Here is a 16,643-nt window from a genome sequence, read left to right as displayed (position 1 = left end):
GTTGTGGTTGAGCATCCGGGCCTCTTCCTGGGCCAGGACGACAACCCGTCGCGCTCGGTCGGTGAACCGCTCGAACATGCCCTCGTGCTCCTCACGTGCCGTGCGCCTTGATGGTCAGATCTCGGCGGGGCCGGTGCGCGGACGTCCGGGACGGGCGTCCGTGCCTCCTTACTCTATCGCCGCGGACCGTCTCCGCTGAGGTCGTGTGGCCCCGCGAATGCTCGTTCCGACGTCGTTTCAGACAACCGTCCACGCTCAGGAGGTGTTCCGGGACCCCTGCCTGTACGCGCAGAGCGAAATTCGACCGGCGGCAGAGGGCCGGCCGAGCAGACCTGGGCGGCGTCACACACCCGCCGCGGTTGTCCACAACCTGTGGACGGAATCTCCACCGCCTGTGGACAACTTCCCCGGGGGGAGATTTCTTCCCACCCCACCCCGCCTCGCGGCCAGGCGGATCGGACATCCGCCACTCGGCGGGACGCCGGCCGCGAGCGTGACAACGGGGGCGGAAACGGCGACGCCGGGCCGGAGTCGCACTCCGGCCCGGCGTCGCGTCGCCCGTGACGAAGGTGGGGTCAGTGCCCCGCCTTCGCGTGGTACTCGTCCACGATCTCCTGCGGGATCCGGCCCCGGTCGGAGATGTCCTTGCCGGCCTTCTTGGCCCACTCGCGGATGGCCCGGTTCTGCTCGCGGTCGGCGGTCGCGCCGCCCCGGCCCCGAGCGGCCCGGCCACCCACGACCACACCCCCGCGACCGACCTTCGTTCCGTTCGCGATGTACGGCGCGAATACGTCACGCAATTTCTCCGCGTTGGATGCGGAGAGGTCGATCTCGTACTGCACGCCGTCGAGCGCGAACTTGACGGTCTCGTCAGCGTCCCCGCCGTCCAGGTCATCGACCAGCTTGTGAATGATCTGCTTGGCCACGTCCCACATTCCTTTCGAGCAGGGTGCTGCTCCTGCAATACTCGCAAGAGCACAATAACCCGTCCGGCGCTTGTTCCGTCAATAGGGGGGTAACGAGCCGGAGAAGCTTTGCGGGAGCGCCTACTCCGGCCGGACCAACGGGAACAGGATCGTTTCCCGAATTCCCAGCCCGGTCAGCGCCATCAGCAGGCGGTCGATTCCCATTCCCATGCCACCGGACGGCGGCATTCCATACTCCATCGCTCGGAGAAAATCCTCGTCCAGCCGCATCGCCTCGTCGTCGCCGCGCGCCGCGAGCTGCGCCTGGGCGACCAGCCGATCCCGCTGCACGACCGGGTCGACCAGCTCCGAGTACGCGGTACCCAGCTCGAATCCCAGCACGTACAGGTCCCACTTCTCGGCCAGGCCCGGCTCACTGCGGTGGGCCCGGGTCAGCGGGCTGGTCTCCTCCGGGTAGTCGCGGACGAACGTGGGCGCCTGAAGCGACGGCACCACGAGTTCCTCGAACAACTCCTCGGCCAGCTTGCCCGGTCCCCACTTCGGGTCGACGGAGAGACCGACCTTGTCCGCGTACTCGACCAGCCGCGCCCTTTCGGTGCGGACGGTGACCTCCTCACCGAGCGCTTCGGAAAGGACACCGAACAGTGTCACCGAGCGCCACTCGCCGCCCAGATCGAACTCACGCCCGTCGGCGTGGGTCACCACGGTCGATCCGGCGACCGCGATCGCGGCCTGCTGTACGAGATTTCGGGTCAGCTCGGCCATCGTGTCGTAGTCGCCGTACGCCTGGTACGCCTCCAGCATCGCGAACTCCGGYGAGTGCGAAGAGTCGATGCCCTCATTACGGAAGTTACGGTTGATCTCGAAGACGCGGTCGACGCCACCGACCACCGCGCGCTTGAGAAACAGTTCCGGCGCGATTCGCAGATACAGATCCGTGTCGAGCGCATTGCTGTGGGTCACGAATGGGCGGGCCGCCGCGCCACCGTGCAGCAGTTGCAGCATCGGGGTCTCGACCTCGATGAAGTCCTGCCCGTGCAGCGTGTCCCGCAGGCTGCGGACGGCGGTGGCCCGGGTGCGGACCATCTGCCGGGCCTGCGGGCGGACCACCAGGTCCACGTAGCGCTGGCGGACCCGGGACTCCTCGCTCAGCGGCTTGTGCGCCACCGGCAGCGGGCGCAGCGCCTTGGCGGTCACCGCCCATTCCTCGGCCAGCACGGACAGCTCGCCGCGCCGGCTGGTGATCACCTCGCCGGTCACGCCGACGTGGTCGCCGAGGTCGACCAGGCGCTTCCAGTCCGCCAGCCGCTCCGGCCCGACCCGGTCCAGCGAGAGCATCGCCTGGAGTTCGGTGCCGTCACCGTCGCGAAGGGTCGCGAAGCAGAGCTTGCCGGTGTTGCGAATGAAGATCACCCGGCCGGTGACCGAGGCGCGGTCGCCGGTGGCGGTGTCGGTGGGCAGGTCGGCGTAGCGCTCGCGCAGCTGCGCGAGCGTCGTGGTGCGCGGGAAACCCACCGGGTACGGCTCGGTGCCCTCGGCGAGCATCCGGTCCCGCTTCTCCCGGCGGACCTTCATCTGCTCGGGAAGGTCGTCGGCGGGGTCTGCTGGCAGGGCGTTCTGCTCGGTCACGGCACGCTTCCTCAGGCCTTGGGAACATCGGCGGGGTCAGCACATGAGCGTACTCAAGCGGCCTGGCGGCCGTTACGGGATAACCTGCCCGTCATGACCGACCCCACTGCGGCGCTCTCGTTCGGCGCCGCCGCGGCCGAGTACGACCGGTTCCGTCCCCGTTATCCCCGGGCCGCGTTGCGCTGGGCACTGGACGGGCTGCACGACGCCCGGGTGGTCGACCTCGGCGCGGGCACCGGCATCCTCACCCGGGGACTGCTGGCGCTCACCGCGGACGGGACGGTGGCTCAGGTCGTACCCGTGGAACCGGATCCGGGGCTGCGGGCGCAACTGGCAGCCGCCACGCCGGGCACGACGGCGCTCGCGGGCAGCGCCGAGGCCGTGCCGCTGCCGGACGGGTCGGCGGACGCGGTGCTGGCCGGGCAGGCCTACCACTGGTTCGACAGGGAGCGGGCGCACGCCGAGGCCGCGCGCGTCCTGCGCCCGAGCGGCACGTTCGCGCCGGTCTGGAACATCCGGGACGAGCGGGTCGGGTGGGTGGCGGAGCTGACCCGGATCGCGCACCTCGGGGACAACGCGGGCGACGTGACGCAGCGGTACGCGGACTTCGGCGCCGCCTTCACCGCTGTCGAGATCGGCGAGTTCGCCCACGCGACCACGCTGACGCCGGACGAGGTGGTGAGCATGCTGCACACCCGCTCGTTCTGGCTGACCGCCGACGCGGACGAGCGGCGACGGGTGGACGCGGAGCTGGCGGAGCTGTTCGCCACCCACCCCGACCTGGCCGGCCGGGAGACTGTCGAGCTGCCCTACCGCACGATGGTGCTCCGGGCCCGGCGGCGTTAAAAAGGGGCCCCTCCTCTACCGGAGGCGTTAACAGGGGGCCCTTCCTTGCACCTCAGGTGTTGCGGTCGTAGACCATCCGCAGGCCGATCAGCGTGATCATCGGCTCGTGGTGGGTGATGGTGTGGCACTCGCCGAGCACCAGCGACGCCAGGCCGCCGGTGGCGATGACCGCCTTGACCCCGCCCAGCTCCTCGGACATCCGCTCGACGATGCGGTCCACCTGACCGGCGAAGCCGAAGTAGAGCCCGGCCTGGAGACACTCGACCGTGTTCTTGCCGATCACCGAGCGCGGGCGGGTCGCCTCCACCTTGCGCAACTGCGCGGCGCGGGCGGCCAGCGCGTCGAAGGAGATCTCGATGCCCGGCGCGAACGCCCCGCCGAGGAACTCCCCCCGGCTGCTGATCACGTCGAAGTTGGTGGTGGTGCCGAAGTCCACCACGATCGACGGCCCGCCGTAGAGCGTGTACGCGGCAAGCGTGTTCACGACGCGGTCCGCGCCCACCTCCTTCGGGTTGTCGATGGCGAGCTGGACGCCGGTGCGGACGCCAGGCTCGACGATCACGCTGGGCAGGTCGGCGTAGTACCTGTCGAGCATGGTGCGCAACGAGCGCAGCGCGGCCGGCACTGTCGAGCAGGCGGCCACCCCGGTGATCTCCACAGCGTCACCGGCGAGCAGCCCGCGGAACATCAGCCCCAGTTCGTCCGCGGTGGAGCGGGCGTCGGTCTTGATGCGCCACGAGTGCACCAGCTTGTCGCCGTCGAAGGTCGCCAGCACGGTGTTCGTGTTTCCGATGTCGATGCAGAGCAGCACAGCGGCAGCCTAGACGTCGCGCAGGTCGAGGGCGATGTCCAGGATCGGCGAGGAGTGGGTGAGCGCGCCGACGGAGAGGAAGTCGACGCCGGTCGCGCCGTACTCGGCGGCCATCGGCAGCGTCAGCCCGCCGGTGGCCTCCAGCTCCGCCCGGTCGCCCACCGACGCCACCACCTCGCGCAGCTGCGCCGGGGTCATGTTGTCCAGCAGCAGGAACTTCGCGCCCGCCTCGACCGCCTCCACCGCCTCGGCCGGCGTGTCCACCTCGACCTGCACCGGGACGTCGGGGAACGCCTCCCGGACCCGGCGGAACGCGGCGCTGATCCCGCCCGCGGCGACCTTGTGGTTGTCCTTGATCATGGCGACGTCGTACAGGCCCATCCGCTTGTTGGTGCCGCCACCGGCCCGGACCGCGTACTTCTCCAGCGCCCGCAGGCCCGGCGTGGTCTTGCGGGTGTCCAGCACCGTCGCCTTCGTACCGGCCAGCTCGTCGGCCCAGGCCCGGGTGTGCGTCGCCACGCCGGACATGCGGGACAGCAGGTTCAGCGCCGTCCGCTCGGCGGTCAGCAGCAGCCGGGTCGGGCCGGTCACAGTGGCCAGCACGTCGCCGCGCGCCACCCGCTGCCCGTCGTGGGCCACCAGCTCGACCTCGACCGTACGCCCGGCGCCGGTCACGTCGGCGACCAGCTCGAACACGGCGGCGGCCACCGGCAGCCCGGCCACCACGCCGTCGGCGCGCGCCACCAAATCGGCCGTGTCCTGCTGCTCGTCCGGGATGGTGGCGACGCTCGTCACGTCGAGGAAGTCGGGCCCGAGGTCCTCGTGCAGCGTGTCCAAAATGATCCGCCGGACCCGCTCCGGGTCCAGGCCACCGTCGCGCAGCGCCTGCTCCGTCGACTCCCTCATGAGTGCTTCTCCTCCCAGCGCTCGGCCACCCGGCCGTCCGTACCCACCTCGGCCACCAGGTGGCCCAGCCACCGCTCGTCGGCCGTCGGGAAGTCCTCCCGCCAGTGACAGCCCCGCGTCTCCTGCCGGGCGTACGCGGCCGCGACCAGCGTCGACGCCACGGTGAGCAGGTTCGTCGCCTCCCAGTCGGCGGTACGCGGCACGCCCCGCCCCGCGCCCAGCCCGGTGAGCGCGGCGGCGGTGGCCTCCAGCGTCCGCGCCGACCGGAGCACGCCCGCGCCCCGCGTCATCGCCCGTTGCAGTTCCGCCGTGCCGGACGCCGGCACCAGCGCGCCCGGGCCGCCGATCCAGGCGCCGGTCTCCGCCGGGCGGGCCTGCTCGGGCAGCCCGGCGGCGATGTCCTCGGCGATCCGGCGGGAGAAGACCAGCCCTTCCAGCAGCGAGTTGCTGGCCAGCCGGTTCGCGCCGTGCACGCCGGTGCAGGCGACCTCGCCGCAGGCGTACAGGCCGGGGATTGAGGTACGGCCGCGCAGGTCGGTCCGGACGCCGCCGGAGGCGTAGTGGGCGGCCGGCGCGACCGGGATCAGGTCGGTCGCCGGGTCCACGCCGATGGCCAGGCAGGACGCGACGATGGTGGGGAACCGCCGGGCCAGGAAGTCACCGCCGAGGTGCCGGGCGTCCAGGAACACGTGGTCCGCGCCGGACGCGAGCAGCACCCGGTGGATGCCCTTGGCGACCACGTCCCGGGGCGCCAGCTCGGCCAGTTCGTGCTGGCCCACCATGAACCGCTTGCCGTCGCCGTCGACCAGGTGCGCGCCCTCGCCGCGCAGCGCCTCGGAGACCAGCGGCTGCTGGGCCAGCCCCGCGCCCGGCCCGCCGGGCGGCACGATCAGCGCGGTCGGGTGGAACTGCACGAACTCCACGTCGGTGACGGCCGCGCCGGCGCGCAGCGCCAGCGCCACCCCGTCGCCGGTGGACACCGCCGGGTTGGTGGTGGCGGCGAAGATCTGCCCCATCCCGCCGGTGGCCAGCACCACCGCGCGGCCGAGGATCGCGCCGACGCCGTCCTCGCTGCCCTCGCCGAGCACGTGCAGCGTGATGCCGCAGGCCGGGCCGAGCCCGCCCGGCCCGTCGCCGGGGGCGCGCAGCAGGTCCAGCACCAGCGCGTGCTCGACCAGCCGGATCCACGGGTCGCGGCGTACCGCGTCGTGCAGCGCCCGCTGCACCTCCGCGCCGGTGGCGTCACCGCCGGCGTGCACGATCCGGTCGGCGCGGTGGCCGCCCTCCCGGGTCAGCATCAGCGACCCGTCCGCGTTGCGGTCGAACTCCGCCCCGATCCGCATCAGCTCGCGCAGCCGGGTCGGGCCCTCGGCCACGAGCGCGCGGACCGCCGCCGGGTCGCAGAGGCCGACGCCGGCCACCTCGGTGTCGTACGCGTGCGCGTCCGGCGTGTCCGCCGGGTCCAGTACGGCGGCGATGCCGCCCTGCGCCCAGCGCGTCGAACCCTCGTCCATGTCGACCTTGGTGACCACCGTGACGTGCAGACCCGCCTCGCGCAGGTGCAGCGCGGCGGTCAGCCCGGCCACGCCGGAGCCGACCACGATCACGTCTGTCGTCTCCACCCACCCGGGGGCGGGCGCGGCGAGCAGCCGGGGCAGCGTCGGCAGGTCGACGGTGGGTAGGTCCATGAGCACAGTCAACCCGAAGCGAACTCGGCTCGGGCGCGGGGGGCGTGACGAGTGCCCTCGGCTACCTCGTCCGGCGCGGCAGGGCAGCCGGTCCGGCGCCCTTGAGCGAGGTGGTCACCGTACGGTCGCTGAGCCACAGGTAGCAGCGCACGCCCCGGTCGCCGACCGCCCAGCGACCGGCGGCGGGCGGGCGGACCACCACGTCGCTGCGGTAGCGCAGGAACGCGTCGGCGGGCACCCCGGCGTAGCGGGCGATCACAGCGAAGCAGCCGTCGTAGAGGGGAACCCAGTCCTCCGGCTTCTTCGGGTACGGGCGGTCCGGCGCGGCCCACACGCCGACGAACTCGGCGTCGTGCGCGACAGCGCAGTCGACCGGGGTGAGCCGCTGCACCCGGCCCGCCTCCCGGGTGGTGCGCTGGCAGCCCAGCCGCAGCAGGGAGGGCGGCTTGAGCGCGTCGCGCAGGCTGCCGGTACGGGTGACAACGGTGGCCGCCGCCTCGACCGTGGTCAGCTCGGTCAGGTCGCACCGGTACCAGCGGGAGCCGGCCGTCCAGCCGAGGGCGGTCGGCACCGCCACCGCCAGCCGGAGGCGTCCGGCGCGCCAGTCGTCACCCACGTACCCGCTGGCCCGTTTGTCGCAGTCGGCGAACGCGGTACGCATCTCCGGTGAGGCGAGCGCCGGCGGGGCGGGCCGGTCGGCGGTGAACGCCCCGACGTGCACGGTCTCCACCCGGTGCGGCAGTTCGCAGCCGACCGGCGCGTACGCGGACAGGCCGACGCTCGGGATGAAGTCGGCGACCTGGCAGACCTCTGCGGCCGGGGTGAACGGCCCGGGTGCGGCCATCGCAGGCCAGTCGTCGGCGAGGTCGCCGTCCAGGCCGCCGGTGCCGGCGCAGCCGGTCAGAGCGGCGCTCGCGACCATCGCGGCGACCAGGAAGCTCATCGCACGGCGCATCGCGGCCTCCCCCAGCCGACGACCGTCGATCCCCGACGGTCCGCCCAGGGTAGCCGAAAATGACCTTCCGGTGACAGACCGCGTTCCCCGCTCTTCCGCCCCGTCGATCTTGCACTAACCGCCTCGACAAACCGCCTGAAAGGGGTGGCGGAGGGGCCGCAACTGCAAGATCAACGGGGAGAGGCGGCGAGGGGGTTGGGGACGGGGGCGCCTGCGGTGCCGGGGGCGGCCGTGGTCGGGTCGGCGGTCAGGTCCACGACCCCGTTTTCGGCGTCGACGTGGACCACCTTCGGGCGGTACGTGCGGGCCTCGGCGTCGTCCATCTGACCGTAAGAGATGAGGATGACCAGGTCACCGGGGTGCACCAGGTGCGCGGCGGCGCCGTTGATGCCGATCACGCCGCTGCCCCGCCGCCCCGGGATCACGTACGTCTCCAGCCGCGCGCCGTTCGTGATGTCCACGATCGCCACCTGCTCGCCGGGGAGCAGGTCCGCCGCGTCGAGCAGATCCTCGTCCACAGTCACCGAGCCGACGTAGTGCAGGTCGGCCTGGGTCACGGTGGCGCGATGGATCTTCGACTTGAGCATGGTCCGGAACATCGGGGTGCCTTTCCGCATTCGTGGTGGGGTCAGGGACGCGGCGCGAGGTGGATCGCCGTGTTGTCGATCAGGCGGGTGGCGCCGACCCAGGCCGCGATCAGCAGCCGGGCCGGCCCGTCGACCGGGCCGGGTTCCAGCTCGGTGTCGGTGAGCACCAGGTAGTCGAGGCGGGCGGCCGGGTTGTCGAAGGCCCGGTGGGCGGCCGCGAGCACCGCGCCCGCGTCCTCGCCCCGCTCGGCCGCCGCCGCCCCGGCCCGCAGCGCTACGGACAGGCTCAGCGCCGCCTCCCGCTCCGCCGCCGACAGGTAACGGTTGCGGCTGGACAGGGCCAGGCCGTCCGGCTCGCGTACGGTCGGCACGCCGACGATCTCGGTCGGCACGTCGAGGTCGCGGACCATCCGGCGCACCAGGGTGAGCTGCTGGTAGTCCTTCTCGCCGAAGAAGGCCAGGTCGGGCTGCGTGAGCTGGAGCAGCTTCATGACCACCGTGAGCACGCCGTGGAAGAAGCCGGGACGGCTCAGGCCTTCCAGGTCCTCGCCGAGCGGCCCCGGGTTCAGCCGTACCGTCGGCTGCCCCTCCGGGTACATCTCGGCCACCGGCGGCGCGAACACCGCGTCCACCCCCACCCGGCGGCAGATCTCCAGGTCCGTGTCGAGCGTGCGCGGGTAGCGGTCGAAGTCCTCGTTCGGGCCGAACTGCAGCGGGTTCACGAAGATCGTCACGATGACGTGGTCGGCCCGCTCGCGGGCGGCCCGCAGCAGCATCTCGTGCCCGGCGTGCAGCGCGCCCATGGTCATCACCACGCCGACCGTGCCGGTCATCGCCTCGCGGGCGGCCGCCAGCTCCTTGCGCGTGTGCAGCACCTCGGCCATCAGGCCGCCACCTCGATTCCGTCCAGCACGTCCCGGAGGGCGGCCGCGTCCGCCGGGCGCAGGCGGCCGACCGCGACGGCGCGGTCCGCCGTCCGTCGTGCCAACGCCAGATACGCGGGTACGGATTCCGGCGCGCTCCGCGCCAGCCGGTCCAGATGCCGGCGTACGGTGCCCGCGTCGCCCCGCGACACCGGGCCGGTCAGCGCGTCGTCGCCCAACCGCAGCGCGTTCTCCAGCGCGGCCCGCAGCAGCGGGGCGAGCACCTTCTCCGGCCGCTCCACGCCGGCGTCACGCAGCCGGTCCGACGCCTCGTTGACCAGCGTCACCAGGTGGTTCGCGCCGTGCGCGAGCGCCGCGTGGTAGAGCGGCCGGTCGGTCTCGCCGACCCACTCCGGCACACCGCCCAGGTCGGCCACCAGCCGGGCCGCGAACGCGCGCAGCTCGGCCGGGGCGGTCACGCCGTACGAGATGCCGGGCAGGCGGGACAGGTCGTCCGGCGTACCGGTGAAGGTCATCGCCGGGTGCAGCGCGAGCGGCCGGGCGCCGGCCTCGGCGGCCGGGGCCAGCACGGCCAGCCCGTGCGCGCCGGACGTGTGCGCCACCACCTGGCCGGGGCGCAGCGCGCCGCTCGCGGCCAGGTCGGCGATCACGCCCGCGAGCGCGTCGTCGGGGACGGCGACGATCAGCAGGTCGGTGGCGGCACGCGCCACCTCGGACGCGGCGCGGTGCGGGGTCTCGGGCAGCAGCAGCGCCAGCCGGGCCCCTGTCGCGCCCGAGGCGCCGGACGCGGCGACCACGCGGTGGCCGGCGGCGGCGAGAGCCGCGCCCAGCGTGGCGCCGACCCGGCCGGCGCCCAGCACGCCGACGGCGAGGGTACGCGGGAAGACGAGCGGGGCAGCGGTGGCCCGGTGGCGCAGCGGTGCGCTCATGGCGGCGATCCAGTCCTCGAAGGGGGTACCGGTCGATGGCAAGTATGCGCCCGGGTGACAGACCGGAAACAAGAAGGTGTGAAAACCTTCACCGGCCGCCCGAAGAGGCCGCTGCGGTGGCGGGCAAACCGCACTTTCGGGTACGTCCCGTAGGGTCGGCGGGTGACCACCCCGCTGCGCTGGCGCGACGCGATGGAGCAGGCGTTGTACGGGCCGGACGGGTTCTTCGTCTCCGGCGCCGGCCCAGCCGCGCACTTCCGCACGAGCGTGCACGCCTCACCCGTCTTCGCCGCCTGCATGCTGCGGCAACTCGAAGCGGTGGACGCGGCGCTGGGCCACCCGGACCGGCTGGACGTGGTGGACGTGGGCGCGGGCCGGGGCGAACTGCTCCGGGCCCTGCTGGCCCGGGCCGCACCCGAGCTGTCCGCCCGGATCCACCCGGTGGCAGTGGAACGAGCCACCCGCCCGCCGGACCTGCCTCCGGAGATCGACTGGCGAACCGACATCCCCGACGGCATCACCGGCCTGCTCCTGGCCACCGAATGGCTGGACAACGTCCCGGTGGACGTGGCGGTCCACACCCAGGCAGGCTGGCGCCTCCTCCTGGTGAACCCGAGAACCGGCGAGGAGACGCTGGGCCCGCCCCCGTCCCCCACCGAAACCACCTGGCTGACCCACTGGTGGCCCCCGGCCCTCCCGCGCAACGCCCCGTTGATCAAGGAGTTTGCGGACGTGGAGAGCTCGGATCAGGACACAAACTCCTTGATCAACGCCGTTGGTGGGGGCGGCAGCAGCGGTGGGCGGGCGGAGATCGGGGTGGGGCGGGATCTGGCCTGGGCGGGGGCCGTCGGGAAGGTGGCGCGGGGGCTGGCGCTTGCGGTGGACTACGGGCACCTGCGGGACTCGCGTCCCCTGGACGGGACGTTGACCGGGTATCGGGGTGGGCGGCAGGTGCCGCCGGTTCCGGACGGGTCGTGCGACGTGACGGCGCACGTCGCCATGGACTCGGTCGCCTCCGCCGGTGAGCGGGTCGCGCGGTGCGCGTACTCCCTGGTCTCTCAGCGGGAGGCGCTGCGGGCGCTCGGGGCCGACGGCGGGCGACCGCCGCTGAGCCTGGCCTCCCGCGACCCGGCCGGCTACCTGCGGGCGCTCGCCGCGGCGTCGGCGGCGGCCGAGCTGACCGACCCGGCCGGGCTCGGCGGGCACCTGTGGCTGCGGCAGCCGGTCGGCGTCGCGCTCGACGCGGTCGTGGCACGATGACGGGCATGACCACGGACGCCGCCGACCTCCGCGAGCTCACAGTCGGCACCGGCGCGGGCGGTGAGCAGCTCGGCACCGACATGGTGCTCAACATCGGGCCGCAGCACCCCTCGACGCACGGCGTGCTGCGGCTGAAGCTGGTGCTCGACGGCGAGCGGGTGGTCGCCGCCGAACCGATCGTCGGCTACATGCACCGGGGAGCGGAGAAGCTCTTCGAGGTACGCGACTACCGGCAGATCATCGTGCTGGCGAACCGGCACGACTGGCTGTCGGCGTTCTCCAACGAGCTGGGCGTGGTGCTCGCGGTCGAGCGGCTGATGGGCATGGAGGTGCCGGAACGCGCCACCTGGCTGCGGATGGCACTGGCCGAGCTGAACCGGGTGCTCAACCACCTGATGTTCCTCGGCTCGTACCCGCTGGAGATCGGCGCGATCACGCCGATGTTCTACGCGTTCCGGGAACGGGAGACCATCCAGGCGGTGATGGAGGAGGTCTCCGGCGGCCGGATCCACTACATGTTCAACCGGGTCGGCGGCCTGAAGGAGGAGGTGCCGTCCGGCTGGACCGGACGCGCCCGCGCCGCCATCGCCGAGGTACGCCGCCGGATGCCCGACCTGGACAACCTGATCCGGCGCAACGACATCTTCCTGGCCCGTACCGTCGGGGTCGGCGTGCTCTCCGCGGCCGACGCCGCCGCGTTCGGCGCGTCCGGGCCGGTCGCCCGCGCCTCCGGGCTCGACCTCGACCTGCGTCGCGACGAGCCGTACCTGGCCTACGACCAGCTCGACGTGCCCGTGGTGACGAAGACCGCCGGGGACTGTCACGCCCGCTTCGAGGTGCTGCTCGACCAGGTGTACGTCTCGCTGGACCTCGCCGAGCAGTGCCTGGACCGGGTGGACCGGATCAGCGGCCCGGTGAACACACGGCTGCCGAAGGTGCTGAAGGCGCCGGAGGGGCACACGTACGCCTGGACCGAGAACCCGCTCGGCATCAACGGCTACTACCTGGTGTCCCGGGGCGAGAAGACGCCGTGGCGGATGAAGCTGCGCACCGCCTCGTACGCGAACGTGCAGGCGCTGTCGTCGCTGCTGCCCGGCTGCCTGGTGCCCGACCTGATCGCCATCCTCGGCTCGATGTTCTTCGTGGTCGGCGACATCGACAAGTGATCGTGGGCGCTCAGCGCCAGCGGTCGGCGGTGTCCCGCTGCTGGCCGTGGGCGCCGCGCTCCGAGCCTCGCCATTCCGGTTCCGGCTGACGCCACTGCGGTTCCGGCTGACGCCACTCCGGCTCGGCCGGACGCCACTGCGACTCGCCCTGGCGCCACTCCGGTTCGGGTTGACGCCACTCCGGCTCGAACTCGCGGCGCTGCGAATCGGCCAGACGCCGCTCCGGGTCCGGCGGACGCCACTGCGGTTCCGGCTGACGCCACTCCGGCTCGGGCTCGGGCTCGCGGCGCGCCGATTCGGGCTCGCGACGCGCCGATTCGGGCTGACGCCACTCCGGGGGCGGCTGGCGCCACTCCGGCTGGCCGCTGCGCTGGATCGGCGGCCGCCACTCGTCCGGCACCGGCACCCCGCCGGCCGGCAACGCCGGGTGGCCGTCACCCGGCCCACCCGCGTCCGCCCTGCCGCCGCGCACCGACGCCCATCGGTCCTCGATCCGGTACTCCGTGCCGGCGCTGTCGGCGTGCATCGCGGCCCGTCGCTCCCCGAGGCGGATCTCCCGGCCCGCGTCGTCGTCGCGGACCGCCGCCCAACGGTTACCCGCACGCAGCTCGGACCAGTGGTCGCCGTCCGCCCGGTCCCGGCCTTCCCGCGCGTCCAGGGCCCCGGACGCGGCCGGTTCGCTGTGCCGGACGGCCGGTTCGCTGTGCCGCGCGGCGGGTTCGCTGTGCCGCGCGGCCGGTGGCCAGGCCGGAACGTCGGCCGCGCCGCCCGGCGCCCAGCCGGCCCGGTCGTCGCCCGACCACTGTCGCTGCTCCTGGGCCGCAGCCCGGCCTTGGTCGTCCGACCAACGGCCACCCACGGACCAGCCCTGCTCCCCGCCGACGCCCGCCCACGGATGCTCGGCGCCCGCGCGTCCGGCGTCGGCAGGCGAGTGCCCGTCACCCGGCCCGAAGCCGTCGTCCCGCGCACTCCCGACCCGGCGGCCGTACCCGGAGCGCTCGCCACCCGCCGGAGCACCCCAGCCGCTGTCGTCCGTGCCGGTCCATCCCGCGTCGGCCCGGTCCTCGCGGCCCCGCTCACGCTGCCCCGCGCCCCGGTGATCGGCCGGGTCGCCGCCCCGGGAGCGGTCCTCGTCCGACCAGCCGCCGGGGAATCCGCCGTACCGGGAGCCGGTCGGCTCGGCGCCACCGCCGACGATGGTGTGCCGGGTGGTGACGTGCACGGTCTCGGTGTGGTGGACCACGCCCACCGGGCGGGACTCCGGCCGGGCGGCCGGTTCGGACACGCGCGCCGACCCGTACACGCCGCTCCCGGGCCGGTCCGGCGGGCGTACCGCCGCCCGCGCCGGCTCGGCGTCGTGGCGACCCGCCCGCGGCGGTTCGCCGTCGGGCTCGCCGCCGTAGCGGCCACCGGAGTACGCCGGACGAGCCGGTTCGTCCTCGTCGCGACCGGCCGGGTGACCCCGATCCGCCTCGTACGCCCCGGCGGCCGGCACCCGGGCCGCGCCGCTCGGGCGATCCTGGGCGGGCGCGGAGGCCAGCCCGGCGGCGGCCGCGTCGAGCCGATGCCGCACCGCCCCGGCCGCCTCCTCCGCCCGGCGTGCCTGGTCCAGCGCCTGGTTGCCGCGTTGAGCGGCGGCCACTATCTCGGCCCGCAGCTCCCGCCGGAGCTGCTCCAGCTCCTCGCGCAACTCCTCGGACGCCGCGCCGCCCGAACCGCCCTCCGGCCGCAGCGCGATGGACAGGCCGATCAGCACGACGGCGAGGATCGCCAGGACCGCGCCGAACCGGAGCGAGCCGTTGCCGTCGGCGATCAGCAGGATGAGCGCGRCCAGCGGCGCCAGCCCCACACCGGCCCAGAACAGGACTGTCAGCGGGGTGGGGTTGCGCTTGTCGGCAGGAGCGACCGAGGCGGGCATGGCTGAGCACAGTACCGAGAGTTCCACCTGAGGGGAACGGGTCGGCGTGACTCGATGTGCGGGCCTGCTGAGCAGGCAACCGCCCGGGGTGCGCGGCCGGTCGGCGCGCGTGGCGCCGGCCGGCCGCGGCGCGTCAGCTCGTGGCCAGCGCGGCGTCGGAGGAGAAGACCAGGCCGACGCTCGCGGCGCCGGTCTTCAGCGCGTTCTTGGTCTGCGGGCCGCCCGCGTCCAGCGAACTGAACGAGCCCGCCTTGAAGTCGTAGACCTCGACCAGACCGGCCTGGCACTTCGGCCGCTGCGGGCACTCCGGCGGACCGGCGAGCACGGTGGCCTGCCCGGAGCACTTCGCGGCCAGCTCGGAGAGCGTGGACACGCCGTACTTGTCGGCGAACGCCTTGGTCACCGCGAACGCGTTCTGGTCCTGCGCCTGGGACGGCTGGCCGAACACCAGGCCGGCCTTGTCGCCCTCGGTCTTCAGCGCGGCGACCGTCTTGTCCAGCTCCGGTGAGGAGACGGGCTGGGCGTCCTTGCCGTTGGCCTTGGTGTTGAGGAACTCCGCCATGGTGGCGGCGTACTCCGGGACGACCTGGATCTGCCCCTTCTCCAGAGCCGGGCCGTACAGCTCCCGGTTGCCGATCGTCTGCACCTTGACCTGGTAGCCCGCCGCCTCCAGCGCGATCTTGTAGAGCTCGGCGATGGTCTGGCTCTCGCTGAAGTTGCCGGCGCCGACGGTGATCTGGCCGCCCGGGCCCTTCTCGATCCCGTCGGTCACGCCGTTGGCGGACGCGAACTCCTTCGCCGCCGCCTGGGGCGTCTTGCGGTCGACGTCGACTGCCCGGTTGAGCTGGATCAGCTTCGGGGTGTCGAGCTTCGCGGAGACCTTGTCCAGCGCGGCGACGAGCTGCGGCGTGGCCGCCTTCGCGTTGATCGCGGGAATGACGTTGTCGGTGTTCTGGAGCTTCTTGTCGTCGGTCAGGACGACGAGCTGGTCGCCCGCCACCGGGGCACAGCCGGCCCCCGAGGCGCCCTGCTCGGGCGCGTCGGTGCCGGACGAGCCGGCGTCGCCGCAGCCGGTGAGGAGAGCGGCCGCGGTGAGTGCGCCGAACGCCCCCGCGACCAGTCGTGTACGCGCACGCATGAGTGCCCGCCTTCCGTGTCCCGGCGCGACCCGTCGGGCCGGCCGCGTGTCCGACGGGCGAACCGGACGGCCACCCGCGACTCCAGCCAATATCCTCCGGACCCGACCGACAAACTCGGAGCGGTTTTCGTCACCCGATCGTCACCGGCGGCTCAACTTCCGGCCGTCGCAGCCGTCGCGCGGCGGTTCGCCCGGCGGCGGACCGGGCGCAGCGGACGTGGCGTGACGAGCCGCTCCACGATCGCGAGCAGCCCCTCGACGAGCAGCGCCAGCCCGGCGACCAGCACCCCGCCGGCGATGATCTGGCCGCCGCCGGCGGCGATGTCGAGCCCGAAGCCGGCCCGGATGATCTGGCCCAGCCCGCCGCCGTTGACGAACGAGGCCAGCGCGGCGGTGGCCACCACCTGCACGGCCGCGGTACGGAAACCGGCCGCCAGGTAGGGCACGGCAAGCGGCAGCTCCACCCGGCGCAGCACCTGCCCGCCGGACAGCCCCATCCCATGTGCCGCGTCCCGCGCCTCCGGGTCGGCCTGCCGCACCCCGGTGTACGCGTTCGCCAGCAGCGGCGGCACCGCGAAGACCGCGAGCGCCACCACCACCGCCGGCCGGCCGAAGCCGAGGAAGGTCAGCGGGAGGATGGTCAGCAGGGCCAGGGTCGGGATCGCCAGCGTGACGTTGGAGACCAGCAGCACCAGCCCGCCGCCCCGGCCGCTGTGCCCGAGCCAGAGGCCGATCGGCCAGGCCACCAGGCATCCGAGCAGCACCGCCAGGGCGGACATGCTCAGGTGCTCGCCGAGGCGGTCCAGCACGCCGCCGGGATTGGTCCAGTTCAGCGGGTCGTTCAGCCAGACGACCGCCTGCTCGACGGGGTTCACCGGGCGGACCTCCCGCGCAGCCACGGGGTGAGCAGGCGGCCCACGCCGGCCAGCACCAGGTCCAGCACCAGCGCCAGCAGCACGCACAGCACCGTGCCGGTCATGATCTGGGCCTTGTAGAAGTT

General features: G+C 73.4%; 15 protein-coding genes and 1 pseudogene. 3 read left to right on the top strand and 13 right to left on the bottom strand.

What is annotated here, in order from left to right; all coding sequences use genetic code 11:
• Positions 1–575 precede the first annotated feature (575 nt).
• A complete protein-coding gene (locus tag A8711_RS23280; RefSeq protein ID WP_166457523.1) occupies positions 576–926 on the bottom strand; it encodes an Lsr2 family protein in 351 nt (116 codons plus the stop codon).
• A gap of 120 nt (positions 927–1,046) precedes the next feature.
• Positions 1,047–2,555 carry a lysine--tRNA ligase gene (gene lysS, locus A8711_RS23275; protein WP_043327915.1) on the bottom strand — a complete coding sequence of 503 codons (1,509 nt, stop codon included), beginning with the start codon at positions 2,553–2,555 and terminating at the stop codon, positions 1,047–1,049.
• 93 nt (positions 2,556–2,648) lie between these two features.
• Here lysS and A8711_RS23270 point away from each other — a divergent pair, with 93 nt between their 5' ends.
• A complete protein-coding gene (locus tag A8711_RS23270; protein ID WP_069089319.1) occupies positions 2,649–3,401 on the top strand; it encodes a class I SAM-dependent methyltransferase in 753 nt (250 codons plus the stop codon).
• Positions 3,402–3,453: 52 nt separating this feature from the next.
• On the opposite strand, the gene A8711_RS23265 is transcribed toward A8711_RS23270, so the two are convergent.
• The 7 genes from A8711_RS23265 to A8711_RS23235 all read right to left on the bottom strand — a co-directional run bounded on the left by A8711_RS23265 (position 3,454) and on the right by A8711_RS23235 (position 10,161).
• Positions 3,454–4,212: a type III pantothenate kinase gene (locus A8711_RS23265; protein ID WP_030504826.1), complete on the bottom strand. Its 759-nt coding sequence runs from the start codon at positions 4,210–4,212 to the stop codon at positions 3,454–3,456.
• Positions 4,213–4,221: 9 nt separating this feature from the next.
• On the bottom strand, positions 4,222–5,118 hold the full coding sequence (gene nadC / locus A8711_RS23260) for a carboxylating nicotinate-nucleotide diphosphorylase (RefSeq protein ID WP_043327913.1): 897 nt from the start codon (positions 5,116–5,118) through the stop codon (positions 4,222–4,224).
• On the bottom strand, positions 5,115–6,806 hold the full coding sequence (locus A8711_RS23255; RefSeq protein WP_043327912.1) for an L-aspartate oxidase: 1,692 nt from the start codon (positions 6,804–6,806) through the stop codon (positions 5,115–5,117). Before A8711_RS23255 ends, nadC begins: the two co-directional genes overlap by 4 nt.
• A 61-nt stretch (positions 6,807–6,867) precedes the next feature.
• Positions 6,868–7,761 (bottom strand): septum formation family protein, encoded by an 894-nt coding sequence (locus A8711_RS23250; protein ID WP_069089318.1) that lies wholly within the window; start codon positions 7,759–7,761, stop codon positions 6,868–6,870.
• 170 nt (positions 7,762–7,931) lie between these two features.
• On the bottom strand, positions 7,932–8,360 hold the full coding sequence (gene panD / locus A8711_RS23245; protein ID WP_069089317.1) for an aspartate 1-decarboxylase: 429 nt from the start codon (positions 8,358–8,360) through the stop codon (positions 7,932–7,934).
• A gap of 29 nt (positions 8,361–8,389) precedes the next feature.
• On the bottom strand, positions 8,390–9,232 hold the full coding sequence (gene panC, locus A8711_RS23240) for a pantoate--beta-alanine ligase (RefSeq protein WP_069089316.1): 843 nt from the start codon (positions 9,230–9,232) through the stop codon (positions 8,390–8,392).
• On the bottom strand, positions 9,232–10,161 hold the full coding sequence (locus A8711_RS23235) for a Rossmann-like and DUF2520 domain-containing protein (RefSeq protein WP_069089315.1): 930 nt from the start codon (positions 10,159–10,161) through the stop codon (positions 9,232–9,234). The genes panC and A8711_RS23235 overlap by 1 nt, the downstream gene beginning before the upstream one ends.
• Positions 10,162–10,353: 192 nt before the next feature.
• On the opposite strand from A8711_RS23235, the gene A8711_RS23230 reads away from it, so the two are divergent.
• Positions 10,354–11,421 (top strand): SAM-dependent methyltransferase, encoded by a 1,068-nt coding sequence (locus A8711_RS23230; protein ID WP_069089320.1) that lies wholly within the window; start codon positions 10,354–10,356, stop codon positions 11,419–11,421.
• Entirely contained in the window at positions 11,418–12,587 is a 1,170-nt protein-coding gene (locus A8711_RS23225) for an NADH-quinone oxidoreductase subunit D (RefSeq protein ID WP_176722867.1), read from the top strand. The genes A8711_RS23230 and A8711_RS23225 overlap by 4 nt, the downstream gene beginning before the upstream one ends.
• A gap of 10 nt (positions 12,588–12,597) precedes the next feature.
• Here the strand turns inward: A8711_RS23225 and A8711_RS23220 are convergent, their stop codons facing one another.
• From A8711_RS23220 to A8711_RS23205, 4 genes and pseudogenes are all read right to left on the bottom strand, one after another.
• Entirely contained in the window at positions 12,598–14,505 is a 1,908-nt protein-coding gene (locus A8711_RS23220) for a hypothetical protein (RefSeq protein ID WP_069089313.1), read from the bottom strand.
• A gap of 133 nt (positions 14,506–14,638) precedes the next feature.
• Positions 14,639–15,643 (bottom strand): glycine betaine ABC transporter substrate-binding protein, encoded by a 1,005-nt coding sequence (locus A8711_RS23215; RefSeq protein ID WP_043327905.1) that lies wholly within the window; start codon positions 15,641–15,643, stop codon positions 14,639–14,641.
• A 152-nt stretch (positions 15,644–15,795) separates the two neighbouring features.
• Positions 15,796–16,518: an ABC transporter permease gene (locus tag A8711_RS23210; protein ID WP_051611574.1), complete on the bottom strand. Its 723-nt coding sequence runs from the start codon at positions 16,516–16,518 to the stop codon at positions 15,796–15,798.
• Positions 16,515–16,643: pseudogene (locus tag A8711_RS23205) on the bottom strand (ABC transporter permease); the annotation flags it as partial. The pseudogene A8711_RS23205 and the gene A8711_RS23210, both read right to left, overlap by 4 nt.

Source organism: Micromonospora sp. II, assembly GCF_001709195.1.
GTDB lineage: Bacteria > Actinomycetota > Actinomycetes > Mycobacteriales > Micromonosporaceae > Micromonospora > Micromonospora chalcea.
Note: the sequence above shows the minus strand (reverse complement) of the source record. Positions and strands in the feature narration are given on the sequence as shown.